Consider the following 18,941-nt stretch of genomic DNA (forward strand, 5'->3'; position numbering starts at 1 on the left):
AGCTTATTTTCCTTGCAACGGTGTAGCGAGCGTGGCGCCCTTGGTTTGCGGCTGTACTTGCGCCTGCGGTTTGACGATCAACGTCAGAATCACCGCGGCGATCAGGGCTACGCTCATAAACGCATAGGATGCCGCGGGTGAACCAGTCGCGCCATTCAGATAGCCGACCACGTACGAGCCGACGAACGAACCGAGCGCGCCCATGCTATTGATCAGCGCCATCGCGCCGCCCGCGACGTTCTTCGGCAGCAGTTCCGGCACGATCGCAAAGAACGGCCCGTACGGCGCATACATTGCGCCACCGGCAATCACCAGCAACGCGTATGAGATCCAGAAGTGCGTGGAGCCGAGCGCGTACGACGCGGCGAACGCGATCGCGCCGACCAGCAGGAACGGCCACACGAACACTTTACGGCGGTTGAGTTTATCCGATGCCCACGAAGCCGCAAGCATGGCGATCGTTGCAGCCAGATACGGCAGCGCCGAAAGCCAGCCGGTTTCGACCATGCCGAGCGTCGAACCGTTCTTCAGAATCGACGGCAGCCACAACACGAAACCATACACGCCAATGCTCCAGCAGAAATATTGCGCGCACAGCTTGATCACGGCGGGCGTGCGGAACGCTTCGCTGTAATTGCGCATCGGTTTGATAGCGGCCTGTTCGGCGCGCAAGGTTTCGGCGAGATCGTCCTTCTGCTGCTGCGTGAGCCACGATACCTGCTGCGGCTTGTCCTGCACGATGAACCACCAGCACACCGCCCAGAGAATCGCCGGCGCGCCTTCGGCGATGAACATGTGACGCCAGCCAAACGAATGCACCAGATAGCCGGAGACCACCGACATCCACAGCACCGTCACCGGATTGCCGAGAATCAGGAAGGTGTTGGCGCGGGAGCGCTCGCTCTTCGTGAACCAGTTGCTGATGAAAATCAGCATCGCCGGCATCACCGCGGCCTCGACCACGCCGAGCACGAAGCGGATCACCATCAGCGAGGGGATATTGCTGACCATGCCGGTCAGCGCCGCGCACCCGCCCCACAGGACCAGGCTCCAGAATACGAGCTTTTTCACGCTACGGCGTTCCGCGTAAATCGCGCCGGGAATCTGGAAGAAGAAATAACCGAGGAAGAACAACGCGCCGATCAGCGACGACAAGCCCTTACTGATGCCGAGATCCTGATTGATGCCGGCGGCCGATGCGAAACCGAAGTTCGCGCGGTCGAGGTAAGCGAGGCTGTATGTGATGAATACGATCGGCATGATCGTCCACCAACGGCGAATCGCAAGCGATGAAGTCATGGAAGTCTCCTTTGTCGACCTGAGTTAGTGCAAAGCACTTACTCGGGTCCCATGCAGTTGCGGTCGACCAGAGTTGGCGCTTTAACGCTTACTCTGATCCCATGCAAGAAAGTTGCTAACGGCTTCCCGAAGCAGTGATGGACGGTCACGGGGCGCTGTTCGAGCGCTCTTGCTGTTATCGAGCCAGCTAGTGCTGAACGATTGAACGCTCGTTATACGAGGCCCAGACGCTCAAGCCGCGGTTGCGATGTGCGGCACGTCGGCGCGTTCGAGCGCGTCGAGTTCGGCGCGGCTCGGCAGGCCTTCCGAATCGCCGATCACCTGAATCGCCAGGGCGCCGATACGGTTGCCGCGTGCGACCGCTTGCGGCAGTGTCTTACCTTCGAGCAATGCACTGACCACGCCGACGGCGAAACCATCGCCCGCGCCCACCGTATCCACTACCTTCACGACCGGCTGACCGGCGATCACGGCGGCATCGTCGGCGGTGCGGAAGTACGCGCCTTCTGCGCCGAGCTTGATAATCACGCCACGCGCGCCTCGGTCCAGATAAAACCTGGCGATGTCGTCCGGCTGCGTGTAGCCGGTCAGAATCTCGCCTTCGCCGATGCCGGGCAGCACCCAGTCAGCCAGTGCGGCGAGCGCATTCAAACCTTCGACCATCGCGGCGCGCGAGGGCCACAGCGTCGGGCGCAGATTCGGGTCGAACGAGATCGTCTTGCCTGCGGCACGCATTTCACGCGCCAGATGGAATGCGAGTTCGCACGAGCTGGCTGAGATGGCCGGCGCCACGCCCGTCAGATGCAAGTGACGCGCGGGCAGCACGTAATCGGCCACGTAGTCAGCCAAGGACAAATGGCTTGCCGCGGACCCTTTGCGGAAGTATTCGATGGCCGGATCGCTGCCGTCGTCGTTCTTCGACTTCAGCTGGAAACCGGTCGGGTAGCGCTCGTCGGTGGTCACGCAGCGCTGGTCGATGCCTTCTTTCGTCAGCGTGTCGCGCACGTATTGGCCGAACGAATCGTTGCCGACGCGGCTCATCCAACCCACCTTGAACCCCAATCGCGACAGGCCGATCGCCACATTCAGATCGGCGCCCGCGACGCGCTTGGTGAATTGCCCGACACCGGCGAGTGCTCCGGTTTCGGCGGCCACGAACATGGCCATCGCTTCGCCGTAGGTGATGACATCGAGTGCTGCGTTTGTGTTGCTCATGCTCGCTCCTGCGTGTTCCTGTTTGCTGCCTGTCTTTTGCTTGCGCTTCTCTGCACGCTTCCGCCCGTGCCGCGTGCACTGCTCCGCACACGCTTTCTGCCAGGCATTTATTGGGTACCGCTCTCTCAGGTCCTACGCGCCGCTTACGCGGCGGCCAACCATGCGACGTAGTGCGCCGCGTCCGCATCGATACGGTTCGCATCGAACGGAAATTCAATGCCGCGCGGCACGTGGCGCGGCAGCTTGTCGAGCACCGCGGCGAACTGCGTGTCACCGGCGGCCGGCGCGACGGGAAAGCGTCGTGCGCCCTCGCCCACCGTCGTCTTGCAATGGATGTATTCGACGTGCGCAGCCAGCGACCCGGCGGCATCGAGCGGCGCGACATCGCGCCAGGCCCAGTTGCCGATGTCGAAGGTCATGCCGAGCAGGCCGGCGTGGCCTTCACGCTCCAACGCCTCGAACAGGCCAGTGAATTGCCCAAGCGAACCGCCTTCGGCCAGTTGACCGTTTTCGACGACGAGCCGCACGTCCGCGCAGCGCATGTAATCGGCAATCACTGCGGCGTTAGCCTCGGCGCCAAACCCGCCAAGTTGCAGCTTCACGAAGCGCGCGCCCAGCGCGATCGCTTCTTCAATCGAGACGCGCAGTGCGTCGGCGTCGAGCCCGCCGTCCGGCGTGTACAGCGACACGGGCGTCGAGTAGACCGACCACAACCCGAGGGCCGCAATTTCCTTGCCGAGCGCGCGTAAAGCCTGCGGCGCGACGTCGGCCTCATCCGCGAAGAGTTCGCGACGCACTTCGAAGCCGGTGGCGCCGGCCCGTTTGCTCGCGCCGGCCCACTTCAGATGACCGTGCGTGCGAACCGCGTCCATCCCGAATGCGCTTGCGACGATCACCACGTCCACTGCATCAGTCATGTCGAATTTACTCAAACCAGTCTCACGATCGGCATTTGGAACCGGTTCCAAACACGTTTCGAAAAAAAGCGCCGAGGCGCTTGCGATGCCCGAATAGTGCGCCGGGCGAGGTGTCATGCACCATAGTGGAAATCCCCAGGAAACCTCCATCAGGGTCCATCAGCAAGGCACAGCGCGAGGAACTGCTCGACCACCCGCGACGGCGCACTCGCATGTGGCACCAGAATCGACAGCCGCCGCGTCAGCGGCTCCGGGCTCAACGAGAACAGACACAGCGCGCCGTCCTCGTGTCGCATCGACATCGCCGAAACGAAACCGATACCCATGCCTGCCCGCACCGCCTCCTTGACGCCTTCGACCCCGGCAATCTCCAGCGCCACCCGCATCGGCACGCCCGCCCGGGCAAAGGCCCGCTCGACGATCTGCCGCACGCCCGACCCGGCCTCGCGCAGCACTAGCGGATGCGTGCCAAAGGCCGCCAGATCCACCCGTCCGCCGTTGACAGCCGCTCCGCTTTCCACCGCTCCCGACGCTCCGCCCCCATCCACTCCACCTGCCGCGCCAGCGGTACCCGTACCCGTGCCACCCGTCTGCGCCACCGCCAGTGGATGCGTGCGCGGCATGATCGCGACGATCTCATCCTCGCGCCACGCGTGCACCGCGGTGTCCGGCGGTAGATCCGAGCCCACAGGACCTTCGATCATCGCGATATCCACTGAGCCCAGCGCGCCGACGATCTCCGTGGTGTTGCCGTCGGCGGTATGCAGCGTCACGTCGGGATAGTGGCGATGAAAATCGGCGATCAGGTACGGCAGCAGATAGCTCGCCGGCGTGGTGCTTGCGCCGATGCGCAAGGTGCCCTGCTCGAGGCCGCGCAGCGCGTCGCGATACGCATGCGCCTGCCGCCACGTATCGCGCAGCCGCGTCGCATAGCTGGCGAGTTGCTCGCCGGCGGGCGTCAGGCGCACGCCACGCCCGTCGCGCAGATAAAGCGGCTCGCCGAATTCGTCCTGCAACTGGCGCAATTGTCCCGATACGGCCGGCTGCGACAGATGCAACGCCACAGCCGCCCGGCTGATATTGCGATGCTCGGCGACAGCGGCGAACGTTATAAGTTGATCCGGGGTCATGGCAGGATAAATATCCGTTGAACTGATACTTCACATTCTAAATCACGATTTTTCATATCGATATATCTAATTTAGGATTGGGACTATCGAATCACGACAGTCATAGGAAGGCGCTACGCCATGTCCACCGCTCACCTCACCGCTTCCGCCGCCCCCGCCGGGTCATCGACCCGCGGCCAACTCAACGGCATTCTGTTCGTTGCGCTCTTCGCCGCGGCCGTGACCCGCATCGCGTCGATCCCGGCCATCGCCGGCCTGGGTCTGAGCCCGCTGATCGTCGGCATCGTAGCCGGCGCCATTTACGGCAACGCGCTGCGCGACGGCATGCCCGAAAGCTGGGCGGCCGGCGTCAACTTCTCGGCGCGCAAACTCTTGCGCATCGCCGTGGCGTTTTTCGGGCTGCGGGTCAGCCTGCAGGAAATCGCCCAGGTCGGCTTGCCCGGTCTCGCTGAATCGGTGCTGATCGTCGTGAGCACGCTGGTAATCGGCACGTGGGCCGGCATGAAGATCATGAAGCTCGACCGCGACACCGCGCTGCTGACGGCGGCGGGCAGCGCGATCTGCGGCGCGGCGGCTGTGCTCGCGTTCGAGTCGACGTTGCAATCCAAGCCGCATAAGAGCGCGATGGCGGTAGGCAGCGTGGTGCTGTTCGGCACCCTCTCGATGTTCCTTTACCCCGTGCTGTTCAAGGCAGGTTGGCTGCATCTCGACACGGTTGGCGCCGGCCTGTTCTTCGGCGGCACTATTCACGAAGTGGCGCAGGTGGTCGGCGCGGCCAGCAACGTGAGCCCGGAAGCGACCCACATCGCCACCATCGTCAAGATGACCCGCGTAATGCTGCTGGTGCCGGTGCTGCTGGTCGTCGGCATGTGGGTGAACCGCTCGGCGCGCAACGCGGCCGCCTCCGCAACGGCCGAAGACGGCAAGCAACACGCCCCGCGCAAGCTGGCGATTCCCTGGTTCGCGCTCGGTTTCCTCGCCTTCGTCGTGATCAACTCGCTGCACGTCCTGCCGGAAAGCACGACCAGCACGCTGAACATGCTCGACACCTTCGCGCTCACCATGGCCATGACCGCGCTCGGTATCGAGACCCGTATCGCGCAGATCCGTCAGGCCGGCCCACGCGCATTGACCACCGGCTTCATCCTGTATGTGTGGTTGATTGCCGGCGGACTGGGTATCACATGGACCGTCCAGCACCTGTTCGGCTAAGACGCTCCCGCCTCCCCGTCAACCCCGCCGCGTGCGGGGTTTTGTGCGTTCAGGAGAACCATCTGTCACTCATGCGCGGCATACTGGTTGCTAACGTTATCCGTTCGCACACACCTGTTCATGCAACTGGAATGAGGACTGATCGATGAGCCTGGAACTTTACTATTGGGATGGCTTGCAAGGCCGTGGCGAATTCGTGCGGCTGGCCCTGGAAGAAGCCGGCGCAGACTACGTGGAAGTGGCGCGCGGCGAACCATCTGACGGCCTCGGCACGAACGCGATGATGGCGCTGATGAAAAGCAAGGACGAGCCCTATCCACCGTTCGCCCCGCCGTTTCTCAAGGACGGCGATCTGGTGATCGCGCAGACCGCCAACATCCTGTTCTACCTTGGCCCGAAGCTCAATCTCGCGCCGTCGGCCGAAAGCCTGCGCTATGTCGCCAACGGACTGCAACTGACGATCGCCGACATGGTGACCGAAGCGCACGACACGCATCATCCGCTCGCCAGCGCCTTGTATTACGAAGACCAGAAAGACGCCGCCAAAGTGCGCGCGCACGACTTCATCGACCACCGGATTCCGAAGTTCATGAAGTACTTCGAGCGCGTGCTGAAACAGAACCCGGCCGGCGACTCGTTCATGGTGGGCGACGCGCTCACTTACGTCGACCTGTCAATGTTCCAGCTGATCGACGGCCTGCTGTACGCGTTTCCGCGCGCGCTCAAGCGTTTTGGCGAACACTATCCGCGTCTCGCGGCCTTGCACGACGCGGTGATCGAGCGGCCGAACATCGCCGCTTATCTGCAGTCCGACCGGCGCATCGCGCATAACGAAGCCTGCATCTTCCGGCACTACCCGGAACTCGACAAGGCGGCGACTTGATCCACGCCGCACTCCTTCGCGAACCCTCTGCATTGCGCCCGCTTCCGCCAGCGGGCGCAATGCTGTTACCGTACGCGCATCCCATCCACCCATCACGCCCACTCCTGCCGACGTGCTTTCATTCCTGCTGAAGCTGCGCACCCGCGCCCAGACCCTGTTCCGTCTCTCCGACGCCCATACGATGCTGGTCTGGTCGGTGGTAGTCGGCGTCGCGGGCGCGTTCGCGACGATTGCCTTTCGCGAAGGCATCGCGCTGCTGCAACTGGCGGCGGTCGGCAAATCCGGCAGTTTCGTCGAAATGGCGCGCAGCTTGCCGTGGACGGTGCGCGTGTGGCTGCCCGCCGCGGGCGGCCTGATCGCAGGCTTGTTTCTGTTGATCGCGCAACGTCACGTCGACAAGTGCAATCACATCGACTACATGGAAGCGGTCGCAATCGGCGACGGCGTGGTGCCGGTCAAGCTGAGCTTCTGGCGCAGCGTGTCGTCGCTGTTCACGATTTCGAGCGGCGGCTCGATCGGCCGCGAAGGTCCGATGGTGCAACTGGCGGCGCTGGCCGCGTCGCTGATCGGCCGCTGGGTGCATCTGGATCCGCCGCGCCTGCGCCTGCTCGTCGCCTGCGGCGCCGCAGCCGGCATTACCTCCGCGTACAGCGCGCCGATTGCCGGCGCATTTTTCGTCACCGAAATCGTGCTCGGCTCGATCGTGATGGAAAGCTTCGGCCCCGTCGTAGTCTCGGCGGTGGTCGCCAACATCACGATGCGTGAGTTCACCGGCTACAAGCCGCCGTACGAAATGCCGGTGTTTCCGCCCGTGGCGGGCGCTGAAGTCCTGTTGTTCGTTGGGCTTGGACTGCTGTGCGGTGCGGCCGCGCCGCAGTTTCTTCGGCTGATGGACTTCTCGAAAGCAAACTTTCGCAAACTGCCCGTGCCGTTGCCCATCCGGCTGGCGCTAGGCGGTCTGATCGTCGGCATTCTGTCGATCTGGACGCCTGAGGTGTGGGGCAACGGCTACTCCGTCGTCAATTCCATCCTGCATTCGCCGTGGACGTGGAGCGCGCTCGTCCTCGTGCTGGTGTTCAAGATCGTCGCGACATCGGCGACTGTGGGTTCAGGCGCGATCGGCGGGGTATTCACGCCGACGCTCTTCGTCGGCGCGGTGGTCGGTTCGCTGTTCGGTCTGGGCATGCACGCGTTGTGGCCACACGGCACCTCGGCGCCGTTCGCTTACGCAATGGTCGGCATGGGCGCGTTTCTGGCCGGCGCCACACAAGCACCGCTGATGGCAATCCTGATGATCTTCGAAATGACGCTCAGCTATCAGGTGGTATTGCCGCTGATGCTGTCGTGCGTGGTCGCGTATTTCGTGTCGCGCGCGATCGGCAAAACGTCAATGTACGAAATCACGCTGCGTCGCAATCAGGAGGAACAGGAACGCACCCGTCTGCGCGCGACGCAGATGCGCGAGCTGATCCGTCCCGCCGAAACCGTCGTGCCGCCCAACGCGACCGTGCAGGATATGACGCGCGTGTTCCTCGAATATCCGGTGAAGTATCTGTACGTCGCCAACGAGTCCGGCGCGTTTCTCGGCGTGGTCGCGCTCAAGGACATTACCTCCGATCTACTCGACAAGCGCGACACCTCCGCAAAGACCGCCGCGGATTATCTGCAGCCGCACTTCGATGTGCTCACGCCGGATATGCCGCTCGGCGTTGCGTTGCAGCACTTCATGGCGTTTCAAGGAGAGCGATTGCCGGTGGTTGAAAGCACCGCGGATCCGAAGCTGGCGGGGGTGGTGTACAAGACTTCGCTGCTCGATGCGTACTTCCGCATGAATCCGACGCGCTGAGGCCTAACACACCCTCATCGTGCAAAGCGCGGCAGATTCTCTACAATGAGGAAACCGCTGCCGCGCTTGCGAGCAGCGCGCGTTACGCCAAGACGGGCGCACCGAGACGCCCGCCCTTCGATCGGAGCGAAGATGAGCGAACCGTCCCTCGATGCCGTCCGCCGTGATCAGGCCGGCTGGATTTTTCTGCATATCGAAGGCGAGCCGTACGATCGCGGCGAGCAGCATGGCCAGTTGCTAGCCACCGAAATCCAGAACGCGATCCGCACCGCCCGCTACCTCGCGAAATGGGATACCGGCGAAGACTTCGATACCTTCACCGACGCCGCCGTGTCCCAGTTCGCCAACAAACTCGACACTGAATTCGCCGACGAAATCCAGGGCATCGCCGACGGCGCGAAGTTGCCGTTCGCCGAAGTGCTGGCCTGGAATGGCTACATGGATCTGCTGCAAAGCTGGTGGCCGAGCCACGCGGCGGCCCAGAAACCGCAGCTCGGCATGAAACCCTGGCGCGGCCGCCGCGGCCATCACTGCAGCGCGTTCATCGCCACCGGCAACGCCACCCGCGACGGCCGCATCGTGATGGCGCACAACTCGTGGGACCGCTACGCCGCGGGCGACGCGTTCAACGTCGTGTTCGACATCGTGCCCGACCGCGGCAACCGCATCCTGATGCAGGGCCTGCCGGGCTGCATTTCCAGCCTCACCGATTTCTGGGTCACCGAAGCCGGCCTGATGGTCACCGAAACCACCATCTCCAACTTTGTCGGCTACAACGCAGCGGGTGCGCCGGAGTTCTATCGCTCGCGGCGCGCGTCGCAGTACGCCAACAACATCGGCGAATGGTGCGAGATGTTCGCGGTCGCCAACAACGGTGGCTATGCGAATAGCTGGCTGCTCGGCGACACCAAGACCGGCGAGATCGCGCGCTACGAACTGGGGCTGCACTATTCGGGCTTCGAGAGTACGAAAGACGGCTTCTATAGCGGTTACAACACCGCGACCGATCTGAAAATCCGCAACCAGGAATGCATCGGCGAAGGCGAAGACTATACGGACGTACGCAAGAACGGCGCGCGCCGCTTGCGCTTCATGCAGCTCGAAGAAATGCATCACGGCAAGATCGACGTCGAACTTGCGAAGGAGATGATCGCCGACCATCACGACGTCTATCTCGACCGCAACGACAACCCCTGCTCGCGCACCATCTGCGGGCATCTGGAACTGGACGACGCGCGCTTCGGAGGTTCCGACCAAGGACCGTTTAATCCGTGGGGCGCCAACGACGGCAAGGTGGTCGACAGCGAGATGGCGCGCAAGATGGCGTTCACCGCGCGCTGGGGCCACCCGTGCGGCCGGCCGTTCGACGCCCAGGCGTTCATGAAGCGGCATCCGCAGTGGAACTGGCTCAACGGTTATATGCGCGACCGGCCGTCGTGGCCGTGGACACAATTCGACGTGCTGCGCTAGAAGCCCGTTCTTAGCGGTCTCTGAACCGTTGTTGGCCCAGACTGTTATCAGGCAGATTGAGGTTCGCACGCGACCTGGGCATCAGCCGTTACCGCACTGCAACATAAACGCAGCACGACCGTTCGCGACTGCGCTGCCTTTTTCCTGCCATCATGTGAAATCTACAATTAGGTTTTGTCTCTTTTGGGCGCGCGTCGCAGCCGTTTGCCATCTAAGATGGTAGATGCACGTCGCCCGCCTGTATCAACGCCGCGTGTAGGTTGCGCCGTCCTTACGACGCGGGGACGGCACAACGCTTGCTCAACTGTCAGCGCCGCATGAGCTTAGGAGGTCGGGCGATGAAAACCTCGACACTGTTGACCATGGTGACGCTGTCAGCCTCGTGTTTTGCCGCGCCGGTTCATACCGCGCCGGACAGCACAGCCGCCAATAGCCTTGCCGAACGCGCCAACGCCGCACCGGTCGCTCCCGCGGCGCCGGACATCGCTGCCACGGACGACAATCGTCCGCAACAATGGCAACACATCGCACTGCCCAAGTCGCGGCATCTGGAGCGAAGCTTCACGGGCCAGAACGAGCACCTGCAGACCTGAAAACAGTACCTTTGGAGCGCGCATGACCGCATCGGCTATCCCCGGCGAATCGATTGATCTGCAAATCGCCGACGTTCTGCGCGAAGTCCGTTTCCCGACCTACAAGGACGCGCTAGTCGACGCCGCGCGCGAAGCCGGCGCGAGCAACGAAGTCGTGTCGATGCTCGACGGTTTGCCGGAGCAGGATTACGCCGACGTGGCGTCGGTCACGCGCCTCGTCGGCGGCAACTATGGGCCGGGTCTGGGGGCATGAGCGGAAAGCAGGTCTTGACGCTGGGTTCGCTTTCGTCCGCTCCGAAGCCCGCTGCCGACTGGATTCATCGCTCGCCGCATTCGGGCGGCACGAGCGGCATCGAGCGAATCGAAGCCTTCTTTCATCATGCCGGCTATGCGATGCACCGGCACGATACCTATGCAATCGGCCGCACGCTGGCAGGCGTGCAGAGCTTCCGCTACCGCGGCAGCATGCGTAACAGCTTGCCTGGCGGCACGATGGTGCTGCATCCCGACGAACCGCACGACGGCCAGGCCGGCACGCGTGACGGCTTTCACTACCGCATGATCTATGTCGACCCGGCGCTGTTCCAGCAGGCGCTCGGCGGCAAGCCGCTGCCGTTCATTGAAGGCGGACTCTCGAGCGACCCGCGTCTGTTTGCGGCAACCGAGAGCCTGCTGCGCACGATGGATCGCGCGATCGATTCGCTCGAACAGGACGACGCGCTCTACGAACTGGCCATCGCGCTCGACGCCGTGGCAGGCGGTGCGGCGACGCGCCGTCCGGTGGATTACCTCGCGGCTGAACGGGCACGCGAGTACATGCTTGGTTCGCTCGATAGCGCCGTGACACTCGACGAACTGGCGGCAGCCGCCGGCCGCGACCGCTGGAGTTTGTCGCGGGATTTTCGTGCGCTGTTCGGCACGAGTCCGCATCGCTATCTGACCATGCGCCGGCTCGATCTTGTGCGCCGACTCGCGATTCAGGGCGTGTCGCTCGCCGACGCATCGGCGGCGGCCGGCTTTACCGACCAAAGCCATATGACGCGACACTTCAAGCGCGCTTGGGGCGTTGCGCCGGCGCATTGGCTCAAGATGCTGGGGCCTTCGACACGGTGCGCGTAAACGGTAGCTCGACGGATATCCCACCGTCCATCGCCCGCAGCCCAGCGCCCCCGCGCACAAACGTACAAGACCCGCTAGCGCCTCCCGCCCTACGCTCCTGCCTGACACACCTACTCCTCAGGAGGGAGCACCGCGATGTCCACCCATCAAACGATTCAACGGCCTTACCGCGCCATTAATTTCGCTGAGAAGCTGGAGCTCTTCAGCGACCAGTGGCAAGCACGCGTGGTCGCTGAAATGAACGACTACCAGTTCAAGCTGGTACGCATCGAAGGCGACTTCATCTGGCACGAACACGCCGACACGGACGAAACGTTTATCGTGCTCGACGGACAGTTGCGCATCGACATGCGCGATGGCTCCGTGCTGCTCTCTGCAGGAGAAATGTTCGTGGTGCCCAAAGGCACGGAGCACAAACCGTATGCCGAACGCGAGGTCAAGCTGCTATTGATCGAACCACGCGGCGTAAAGAACACCGGCGAAGAAAGCAGTGAACGCACCGCGGCAAACGACGTGTGGATCTAGGCTTACCTCGCACCCGTCAAAGCGACGACGACGCTACGATCCGCGCGCGTGAAACCGGGAGCGTCGGCAGTGTCGTCTCGCCCGGCAAGGCGGACACCGGCAGGTCGTCGGCATAAACCGGCGAGCCGGCCACGGCGCGCCGTGGCATCCTGGCCCGTGGATCGCGCACGTGTTCGTCGGTACGCTGGAAATGCGCAACGAGATGGTCGATAAACGTGCGCACTTTCGCCGGCAAATGAAGGCGGCTTGGATACGCGATCGTGATTTCGATTTGCGGCAGACGGTAATCGCCGAGCAACGGGACCAGGCGCCCGGACGCCAGATCGCGACCGATCAGGTAGCTCGGCAAAATAGCTACGCCCATTCCCAGCAAAGCGAACTGCCTCAGCATCTCGGTGTTGTTCGCCGCAATCGCATTGGTGGGTCTCACACGGACTTCACCCTGCGGCCCGGTAAACACCTTTTCGTCGCCGCCCTGCTCCGAAGGCCGGCTCAGACACGGATGCTTCAACAGATCCTCAGGACGGGTCGGAGTACCGTGCTGCTCAAGATAAGCGGGCGTCGCGCACACCGTCATATAGCCGGTGGTCAATCGCCGCGTGACGATGCTCGCGCTGCGCATCTGCCGCGCGACCATAATGCCGACGTCGAACCCCTCTTCCACCAGATCGACGTGGCGATCCGCCAGCGTGACATCAGGCATGACTTCCGGATAACGCTCCGCGTAAGACTGCACCACCGGCGCGAGGCTATGCAGCCCGAACACCACTGGCGCAACAATGCGCAGGGTCCCGACCGGTTCGTGATTGCGCGCCACCACCATCTGCTCGACGCCTTCCAGGTCGTCGAGAATATGGCGCACGCGTTCCAGATAGGTGGTGCCGGATTCGGTCAGCGAGAGACGCCGTGTCGTGCGATTGAGCAGCCGGGTACCAAGGCGCGCCTCCAGATCCGCGACGTGGCGCGTGACGACGGCAGTGGAAAGATCCAGCGCGCCCGCCGCGCGGACGAAACTGCCAAGGTCGGCAACCTTGACGAATACGCGCATCGACTGCAATTGATTCATGGGACGACTCCTGCCTCGGTAAAGCCGGGCCGGCGCAACGCTGCCGCCTGTGTCGACCCGCGCGACAAGGCGCGCGCGGATTTGCCCAACGATTCGATTGTATCGACCCGATCATGTCCCAACCCTGACCTGAACATGACAATCCGGTCAGGTTTCTGAGGCGCTCGCGACACTATTGCGAGGCTTATTGCGGATATTAGGTAGGTATAAACCCTTAGATGCTGGTAAGATAGCGGCCGAAAGGAAATCAATCGCTATGCCACATCGTTTTCAGCTTTTCGAAAAAATCGCGTTTTCACTGGTTTGCTGGTCTGCCGCAGCCTGTTCGGCCTTCATCGCTTACGAGCGGTGCCCGGAACTCAAGGTTGCCCTGCACGTCGGTGAAGAAGTCCTGCGCTACAGCGGGCAGTATTCGTTCGTCTGCGCCACGCCGGTGGCAGACGCCTGCGCTCAGTTGCCGGCGAGCTGATCCGCCGGCATTCGTCATATTGCGCGGGTATCACGCCCGCATTCGTATTACGGATCGCGCCCGAACACCACGCGCGCGAAAAATCCTGCCAGCACCGTTTCAGCCATCTCCGACGACACGTTCTGCGGGTCGACCGTGTAGAAGAACTGCACGCCGTCGCACAAGCCCATCAAACCCATCGCTAACGTCTCCGCCGGTAGCGGCAGCGGCGTGCCGACCCGCGTCGAAAACTCGCGGATGTACGCGCTCAACTGTTCAAGCTTCTCGTGCAGGAACGCGTTAAAGCGTATCCGGAAGCGGCCGTCGCGCACGGCAAGCAGCTTCGCCTCCACCCACAGCAGGAAGCACTTGTTCTCGCGATGCAGGTTGCTGTAGTAGCGCAGCACGCGCTCTTCCATCTCCTCGCGCGTGGCCGCGTTTTCGAAGATGGTCTGCAAGCCCGCTTGCATGGCCTCGTGGTCGCGCCGCAGTAACTCGAGAAACAACTCGTTCTTGCTGCGGAAGTTCGAATAGAACGCGCCGCGCGTATATCCCGCCGCCCCGGCGATGTCTTCGACACTCGCCGCGACAAAGCCTTTCTTCATAAAAATCGCTTGCGCAGCGTCGAGCAGACGCAGGCGCGTCTGGTCTTTGCTCTGCTCGCGAGTAAGTCGTTGCCGTTTCATGGGCGCAAGTCTAGCACCGAAAAGAATTCCAATTCACATCAACATTCAAATACAGGTGTGTATTAGAATGCGACCAATCATTCGAAGTCAGACGCGTATGCTAATTGCATGTTTCGGCCCTCGTGTCTTCGCTGGCGAGCCGCTGCGGCTTGCCGTGTTCGTTCGCTGTCTCCAGTTGGGGTAATTGTGAAGCGTCCCGGTCCTCCCGCATCGTCTGCGATGCGCCAGCAATCTCATCGGTATGCCCGTTCCGCGCGCTTGCGCCGCGCAGCATTTGCCCTCGCGCTCGCCGGTATGGTCACGCTCGCCGCGTGCTCGAAGAAAGAAGCGGCTGCGCCCGCGCCGCGTCCGGTAGTCGCCGTCGCCGTGCATGCGGACGGCAGCGCGGCAGCCGCGGCATCGTTGCCCGGCGAAGTGCAGGCGCGTTACTCCACTCCGCTGTCGTTTCGCGTCGGCGGCAAGATCATCGAGCGGCGCGTACGCTTAGGCGACGTCGTGAAGAACGGGCAGATCGTCGCCCGGCTCGATCCGGCGGATGCGCAAAAGAACGCCGCCAGCGCGCAGGCTCAGCTCGAAGCCGCGCAGCACAGTCTCGTATATGCGAAGCAGCAACTCGATCGCGACCAGGCACAGGCGAAAGAAAACCTGATTGCGCCCGCTCAGCTCGAACAGACCACCAACGCGTACGCCTCAGCCGCCGCGCAGCGCGACCAGGCCGCGCAGCAGGCGGCGCTGTCGAAAGACCAGTTGCAGTACACCACGCTCAGTGCCGATCACGCCGGCGTGATCACCGCCGAACAGGCCGACACCGGCCAGAATGTGTCCGCGGGACAAGCCGTCTACAACCTCGCATGGAGCGGCGATATCGACGTCGTCTGCGACGTGCCGGAAAGCGCGCTCGCCGCGCTCTCGGTCGGGCAGACCGCGCAGGTCACGCTGGCTGCGCTGCCGGGCCGCAGCTTCAAGGCGCGTGTGCGCGAACTGTCGCCCGCCGCCGATCCGCAAAGCCGTACTTACCGCGCCAAGCTCACGCTCGACAATCCCGGCCCGGACGTACGCCTCGGCATGACCGCTGATATCGCACTTGCCGCGCCGTCACCCTCGGACTCATCGGCCAACGCATCGGCCAACTCCATGGCCAACCCCTCGGCAAACCGGAACGGTTCCTTCACCGTGCCCGCCACCGCCCTGTTCCACGATGGCACGCAGCCGGCCGTGTGGGTCGTGCGTGCCGCGGACAACGCGCTGGAACTGCGTCGCGTAACGGTCACGCGTTACAACGAGCGCACGATCGTGATCGGCCAGGGGCTCAAGGATGGCGAGCGTGTCGTACTGCAAGGCGTGCATACCGTGACCGCCGGCGAAAAAGTTCACGTGATCCCGCCGCTGCATCCCGAGGACTTCGCTTCATGAGCACCACGCATGAAGAAGGACGCTTCAACCTGTCCGCATGGGCGCTGCGCCATCAGGCGCTGGTCGTTTTCCTGATCGCGCTCGCTACCGCATTCGGCGTTCTCGCCTATACACGTCTCGCGCAATCCGAAGACCCGCCCTTCACGTTTCGCGTGATGGTGATCCGCACCTTCTGGCCCGGCGCAACCGCGCGTCAGGTGCAGGAACAGGTCACCGACCGTATCGGCCGCAAATTGCAGGAAACGCCTGCCATCGATTTCGTGCGCAGCTACTCGCGCCCCGGCGAATCGCTGATGTTCTTCTCAATGAAAGACTCGGCGCCGGTCAAGGACGTGCCCGAAACCTGGTATCAGGTGCGCAAGAAAGTCGGCGATATCGCGGCGACCTTGCCGCAAGGCATTCAGGGCCCGTTCTTCAACGACGAATTCGGCGACGTCTACACCAACATCTGGACGCTCGAAGGCGACGGCTTTTCCGCCGCACAACTGCACGACTACGCCGACCAGTTGCGCACGGTGCTGCTGCGTGTACCGGGCGTCGGCAAAGTCGATTATTTCGGCGATCCGGACCAGCACATCTATATCGAGATCGCCAACACGCAGCTCACGCGCCTCGGCATCTCGCCGCAGCAACTCGGCCAGGCCATCAATTCGCAGAACAGCGTTTCGCCGGCAGGCACGCTGACCACCACCGACGACCGCGTGTTCGTACGCCCCACCGGCCAGTTCAAGGACGTCAATGCACTCGCCGACACGCTGATCCGCATCAATAACCGCTCGTTCCGTCTCGGCGACATCGCGACCATCAAGCGCGGCTACGACGATCCGGTCGCCACGCAGATGCGCGCCGGCGGCAAGGAAGTGCTCGGCATCGGCGTAACGATGCAGCCGGGCGGCGATGTGATTCGTCTGGGCAAGGCGCTCGATCAGCAGATGGTCACGCTACGGGCCTCCCTGCCCGCCGGCTTGCACCTGGTCGAAGTGTCGAGCATGCCGAACGCGGTGGCGCATTCGGTCGATGATTTTCTCGAAGCCGTCGCCGAGGCGATTGCGATCGTGCTGGTGGTCAGTCTGCTGTCGCTGGGCGTGCGCACCGGCATGGTGGTCGTAATCTCGATACCTGTCGTGCTCGCCGTCACGGCGCTGTGCATGTATCTGTTCGATATCGGCCTGCACAAGGTGTCGTTGGGCACACTGGTGCTCGCTTTGGGGCTATTGGTCGACGACGCGATCATCGCCGTCGAGATGATGTCGGTGAAGCTGGAGCAAGGCTGGAGCCGCACGCGCGCTGCTGCCTATGCGTACACGAGCACCGCTTTCCCGATGCTGACCGGGACGCTCGTGACCGTCTCCGGCTTCCTGCCGATTGCGCTCGCCAAGTCGAGCACCGGCGAATACACGCGCTCGATTTTCGAAGTGTCGGCGATCGCGCTGATTGCGTCGTGGCTGGCCGCCGTTGTGCTGATTCCGTTGCTCGGCTATCACATGCTGCCTGAGCGCAAACGGCAGGCACACGAAGCGGAAGATCACGAACACGATATCTACGACACGCGGTTTTACAAGCGCCTGCGTGGCTGGATCGGCTGGTGCATCGAGCGGCGCTTCGTCGTGCTGGCGATCACCGTCGTGCTGTTCATTCTGGCCATGGCAGGCTTCACGCTGGTGCCGCAGCAGTTCTTCCCGAGCTCCGACCGTCCCGAGTTGCTGGTGGATGTGCGTTTGCCCGAAGGCGCGTCGTTCGAAGCGACGTTACGGCAAGCGGAGCGGCTGGAGAAAGTCCTCGTGGGCCGGCCGGAAATCGATCATACGGTGAACTTCGTCGGCACCGGTGCGCCGCGTTTCTATCTGCCGCTCGATCAGCAATTGCCGCAGCCGAATTTCGCGCAGTTCGTGATCACGGCGAAATCCGTGAAAGATCGCGAGAAGCTTGCGCAATGGCTCGAACCGGAATTGCGCAACAACTTTCCGGCGATCCGCACACGTCTGTCGCGCCTCGAGAATGGGCCGCCGGTCGGCTACCCTGTGCAGTTCCGCGTGAGCGGCGACGATATCGCTACCGTGCGCTCGATCGCGGAGCGCGTCGCCGCGACCATGCGCGCCGACGGCGGCACCCGCAACGTCCAGTTCGACTGGGACGAACCCGCCGAGCGCTCGGTGCGCTTTGAAGTCGATCAGAAGAAGGCACGCGAACTCGGCGTGACCTCCGAAGACATCTCGAGCTTCCTCGCGATGACGCTATCCGGCTATACCGTCACGCAGTATCGCGAGCGCGACAAGCTGATCAGCGTCGATCTGCGCGCCCCCAAAGCGGAGCGCGTCGACCCCGCGAAGCTCGTCACGCTGGCTATGCCGACGCCGAACGGCCCGGTGCCGCTCGGCACGCTCGGTCATTTGCGCAACGACCTCGAATACGGTGTGATCTGGGAACGCGACCGGCAACCTACCATCACCGTGCAGTCCGATGTCGCGCCCGGCGCGCAAGGGATCGACGTCACGCATGCCGTCGACAAAGCCCTCGGCCAGATTCGCAGCACGCTGCCGGTCGGCTACCGGATCGAGATCGGCGGCTCGGTCGAAGAAAGCGGCAAGGGACAGACGTCGATCAACGCCCAGATGCCGATCATGATCATCGCCGTACTGGTGCTCCTGATGGTCCAGTTGCAGAGTTTCGCGCGCGTGCTGATGGTGGTGCTGACCGCGCCGCTCGGCCTGATCGGCGTGGTGTTGACGCTGCTGTTGTTCGGCCAGCCGTTCGGCTTCGTCGCGATGCTGGGGGTGATCGCCATGTTCGGCATCATCATGCGCAACTCGGTGATTCTGGTCGATCAGATTGAGCAGGACATTGCTGCGGGGCATAAGCGCTTCGACGCGATCGTCGGCGCGACGGTGCGACGCTTCCGGCCAATCACACTGACCGCGGCCGCTGCCGTCCTCGCGTTGATTCCGCTGTTGCGCTCCAACTTCTTCGGCCCGATGGCAACCGCACTGATGGGCGGCATTACAAGCGCGACCATCCTCACGCTGTTCTATCTGCCGGCCCTGTACGCGATGTCGTTCAGAGTACGCAACGACGAGCGCGAGCCGCCGGCGCCGTCCGCCACGACGCATTCGGGGAACTGA

The 18,941-nt window shown here is 63.0% G+C and carries 17 protein-coding genes; 11 read left to right on the plus strand and 6 right to left on the minus strand.

The window, feature by feature from the left end; genetic code table 11:
- Nucleotides 1-3 precede the first annotated feature (3 nt).
- From M0D66_RS31095 to M0D66_RS31110, 4 genes are all read right to left on the minus strand, one after another.
- Nucleotides 4-1,299, minus strand: a complete 1,296-nt coding sequence (locus M0D66_RS31095) for an MFS transporter (RefSeq protein ID WP_211708405.1) — start codon at nt 1,297-1,299, stop codon at nt 4-6.
- A gap of 231 nt (nt 1,300-1,530) precedes the next feature.
- A complete protein-coding gene (locus M0D66_RS31100; protein ID WP_211708404.1) occupies nt 1,531-2,514 on the minus strand; it encodes a sugar kinase in 984 nt (327 codons plus the stop codon).
- Between the two features lie 143 nt (nt 2,515-2,657).
- Complete coding sequence (locus M0D66_RS31105; protein ID WP_211708403.1) at nt 2,658-3,431, minus strand: sugar phosphate isomerase/epimerase; 774 nt, start codon at nt 3,429-3,431, stop codon at nt 2,658-2,660.
- A 149-nt stretch (nt 3,432-3,580) separates the two neighbouring features.
- Nucleotides 3,581-4,561: a LysR family transcriptional regulator gene (locus tag M0D66_RS31110; RefSeq protein ID WP_211708402.1), complete on the minus strand. Its 981-nt coding sequence runs from the start codon at nt 4,559-4,561 to the stop codon at nt 3,581-3,583.
- Between the two features lie 120 nt (nt 4,562-4,681).
- Between M0D66_RS31110 and M0D66_RS31115 the strand changes: the two genes are divergently transcribed.
- From M0D66_RS31115 to M0D66_RS31150, 8 genes are all read left to right on the plus strand, one after another.
- Nucleotides 4,682-5,773 (plus strand): YeiH family protein, encoded by a 1,092-nt coding sequence (locus tag M0D66_RS31115; protein WP_093644989.1) that lies wholly within the window; start codon nt 4,682-4,684, stop codon nt 5,771-5,773.
- Nucleotides 5,774-5,918: 145 nt separating this feature from the next.
- Nucleotides 5,919-6,656, plus strand: a complete 738-nt coding sequence (locus M0D66_RS31120) for a glutathione S-transferase (protein WP_211708401.1) — start codon at nt 5,919-5,921, stop codon at nt 6,654-6,656.
- A 112-nt stretch (nt 6,657-6,768) separates the two neighbouring features.
- Nucleotides 6,769-8,502 (plus strand): ClcB-like voltage-gated chloride channel protein, encoded by a 1,734-nt coding sequence (locus M0D66_RS31125; protein WP_211708400.1) that lies wholly within the window; start codon nt 6,769-6,771, stop codon nt 8,500-8,502.
- A 132-nt stretch (nt 8,503-8,634) separates the two neighbouring features.
- Nucleotides 8,635-9,972 carry a C45 family peptidase gene (locus M0D66_RS31130; RefSeq protein ID WP_093644996.1) on the plus strand — a complete coding sequence of 446 codons (1,338 nt, stop codon included), beginning with the start codon at nt 8,635-8,637 and terminating at the stop codon, nt 9,970-9,972.
- Nucleotides 9,973-10,310: 338 nt separating this feature from the next.
- Nucleotides 10,311-10,565 (plus strand): hypothetical protein, encoded by a 255-nt coding sequence (locus M0D66_RS31135; RefSeq protein ID WP_211708399.1) that lies wholly within the window; start codon nt 10,311-10,313, stop codon nt 10,563-10,565.
- Nucleotides 10,566-10,587: 22 nt separating this feature from the next.
- On the plus strand, nt 10,588-10,818 hold the full coding sequence (locus M0D66_RS31140) for a DUF2795 domain-containing protein (protein WP_093644998.1): 231 nt from the start codon (nt 10,588-10,590) through the stop codon (nt 10,816-10,818).
- A complete protein-coding gene (locus M0D66_RS31145; protein ID WP_266212465.1) occupies nt 10,815-11,684 on the plus strand; it encodes an AraC family transcriptional regulator in 870 nt (289 codons plus the stop codon). The genes M0D66_RS31140 and M0D66_RS31145 overlap by 4 nt, the downstream gene beginning before the upstream one ends.
- Before the next feature lie 135 nt (nt 11,685-11,819).
- Entirely contained in the window at nt 11,820-12,209 is a 390-nt protein-coding gene (locus M0D66_RS31150; RefSeq protein ID WP_211708397.1) for a cupin domain-containing protein, read from the plus strand.
- A 16-nt stretch (nt 12,210-12,225) separates the two neighbouring features.
- On the opposite strand, the gene M0D66_RS31155 is transcribed toward M0D66_RS31150, so the two are convergent.
- Nucleotides 12,226-13,275, minus strand: a complete 1,050-nt coding sequence (locus tag M0D66_RS31155; protein WP_211708396.1) for a LysR family transcriptional regulator — start codon at nt 13,273-13,275, stop codon at nt 12,226-12,228.
- 256 nt (nt 13,276-13,531) lie between these two features.
- Between M0D66_RS31155 and M0D66_RS31160 the strand changes: the two genes are divergently transcribed.
- A complete protein-coding gene (locus M0D66_RS31160; protein ID WP_175052980.1) occupies nt 13,532-13,744 on the plus strand; it encodes a hypothetical protein in 213 nt (70 codons plus the stop codon).
- 47 nt (nt 13,745-13,791) lie between these two features.
- On the opposite strand, the gene M0D66_RS31165 is transcribed toward M0D66_RS31160, so the two are convergent.
- Nucleotides 13,792-14,409: a TetR/AcrR family transcriptional regulator gene (locus M0D66_RS31165; RefSeq protein WP_054039549.1), complete on the minus strand. Its 618-nt coding sequence runs from the start codon at nt 14,407-14,409 to the stop codon at nt 13,792-13,794.
- Between the two features lie 219 nt (nt 14,410-14,628).
- On the opposite strand from M0D66_RS31165, the gene M0D66_RS31170 reads away from it, so the two are divergent.
- A complete protein-coding gene (locus tag M0D66_RS31170) occupies nt 14,629-15,822 on the plus strand; it encodes an efflux RND transporter periplasmic adaptor subunit (protein ID WP_211708395.1) in 1,194 nt (397 codons plus the stop codon).
- The gene (locus M0D66_RS31175) at nt 15,819-18,941 is read left to right on the plus strand and encodes an efflux RND transporter permease subunit (RefSeq protein WP_200652140.1); all 3,123 of its coding nucleotides are present in this window, start codon (nt 15,819-15,821) and stop codon (nt 18,939-18,941) included. The genes M0D66_RS31170 and M0D66_RS31175 overlap by 4 nt, the downstream gene beginning before the upstream one ends.

Source organism: Paraburkholderia sp. SECH2, assembly GCF_030464795.1.
GTDB classification, from domain to species: domain Bacteria; phylum Pseudomonadota; class Gammaproteobacteria; order Burkholderiales; family Burkholderiaceae; genus Paraburkholderia; species Paraburkholderia aspalathi.

Coding starts and splice junctions, on each gene's coding strand:
- M0D66_RS31165 (WP_054039549.1), bottom strand. CDS start 14,409: ATGAAACGGCAACGACTTACTCGCGAGCAGAGCAAAGACCAGACGCGC.
- M0D66_RS31170 (WP_211708395.1), top strand. CDS start 14,629: ATGCGCCAGCAATCTCATCGGTATGCCCGTTCCGCGCGCTTGCGCCGC.
- M0D66_RS31115 (WP_093644989.1), top strand. CDS start 4,682: ATGTCCACCGCTCACCTCACCGCTTCCGCCGCCCCCGCCGGGTCATCG.
- M0D66_RS31135 (WP_211708399.1), top strand. CDS start 10,311: ATGAAAACCTCGACACTGTTGACCATGGTGACGCTGTCAGCCTCGTGT.
- M0D66_RS31175 (WP_200652140.1), top strand. CDS start 15,819: ATGAGCACCACGCATGAAGAAGGACGCTTCAACCTGTCCGCATGGGCG.
- M0D66_RS31095 (WP_211708405.1), bottom strand. CDS start 1,299: ATGACTTCATCGCTTGCGATTCGCCGTTGGTGGACGATCATGCCGATC.
- M0D66_RS31150 (WP_211708397.1), top strand. CDS start 11,820: ATGTCCACCCATCAAACGATTCAACGGCCTTACCGCGCCATTAATTTC.
- M0D66_RS31110 (WP_211708402.1), bottom strand. CDS start 4,561: ATGACCCCGGATCAACTTATAACGTTCGCCGCTGTCGCCGAGCATCGC.
- M0D66_RS31120 (WP_211708401.1), top strand. CDS start 5,919: ATGAGCCTGGAACTTTACTATTGGGATGGCTTGCAAGGCCGTGGCGAA.
- M0D66_RS31160 (WP_175052980.1), top strand. CDS start 13,532: ATGCCACATCGTTTTCAGCTTTTCGAAAAAATCGCGTTTTCACTGGTT.
- M0D66_RS31155 (WP_211708396.1), bottom strand. CDS start 13,275: ATGAATCAATTGCAGTCGATGCGCGTATTCGTCAAGGTTGCCGACCTT.
- M0D66_RS31100 (WP_211708404.1), bottom strand. CDS start 2,514: ATGAGCAACACAAACGCAGCACTCGATGTCATCACCTACGGCGAAGCG.
- M0D66_RS31130 (WP_093644996.1), top strand. CDS start 8,635: ATGAGCGAACCGTCCCTCGATGCCGTCCGCCGTGATCAGGCCGGCTGG.
- M0D66_RS31140 (WP_093644998.1), top strand. CDS start 10,588: ATGACCGCATCGGCTATCCCCGGCGAATCGATTGATCTGCAAATCGCC.
- M0D66_RS31105 (WP_211708403.1), bottom strand. CDS start 3,431: ATGACTGATGCAGTGGACGTGGTGATCGTCGCAAGCGCATTCGGGATG.
- M0D66_RS31145 (WP_266212465.1), top strand. CDS start 10,815: ATGAGCGGAAAGCAGGTCTTGACGCTGGGTTCGCTTTCGTCCGCTCCG.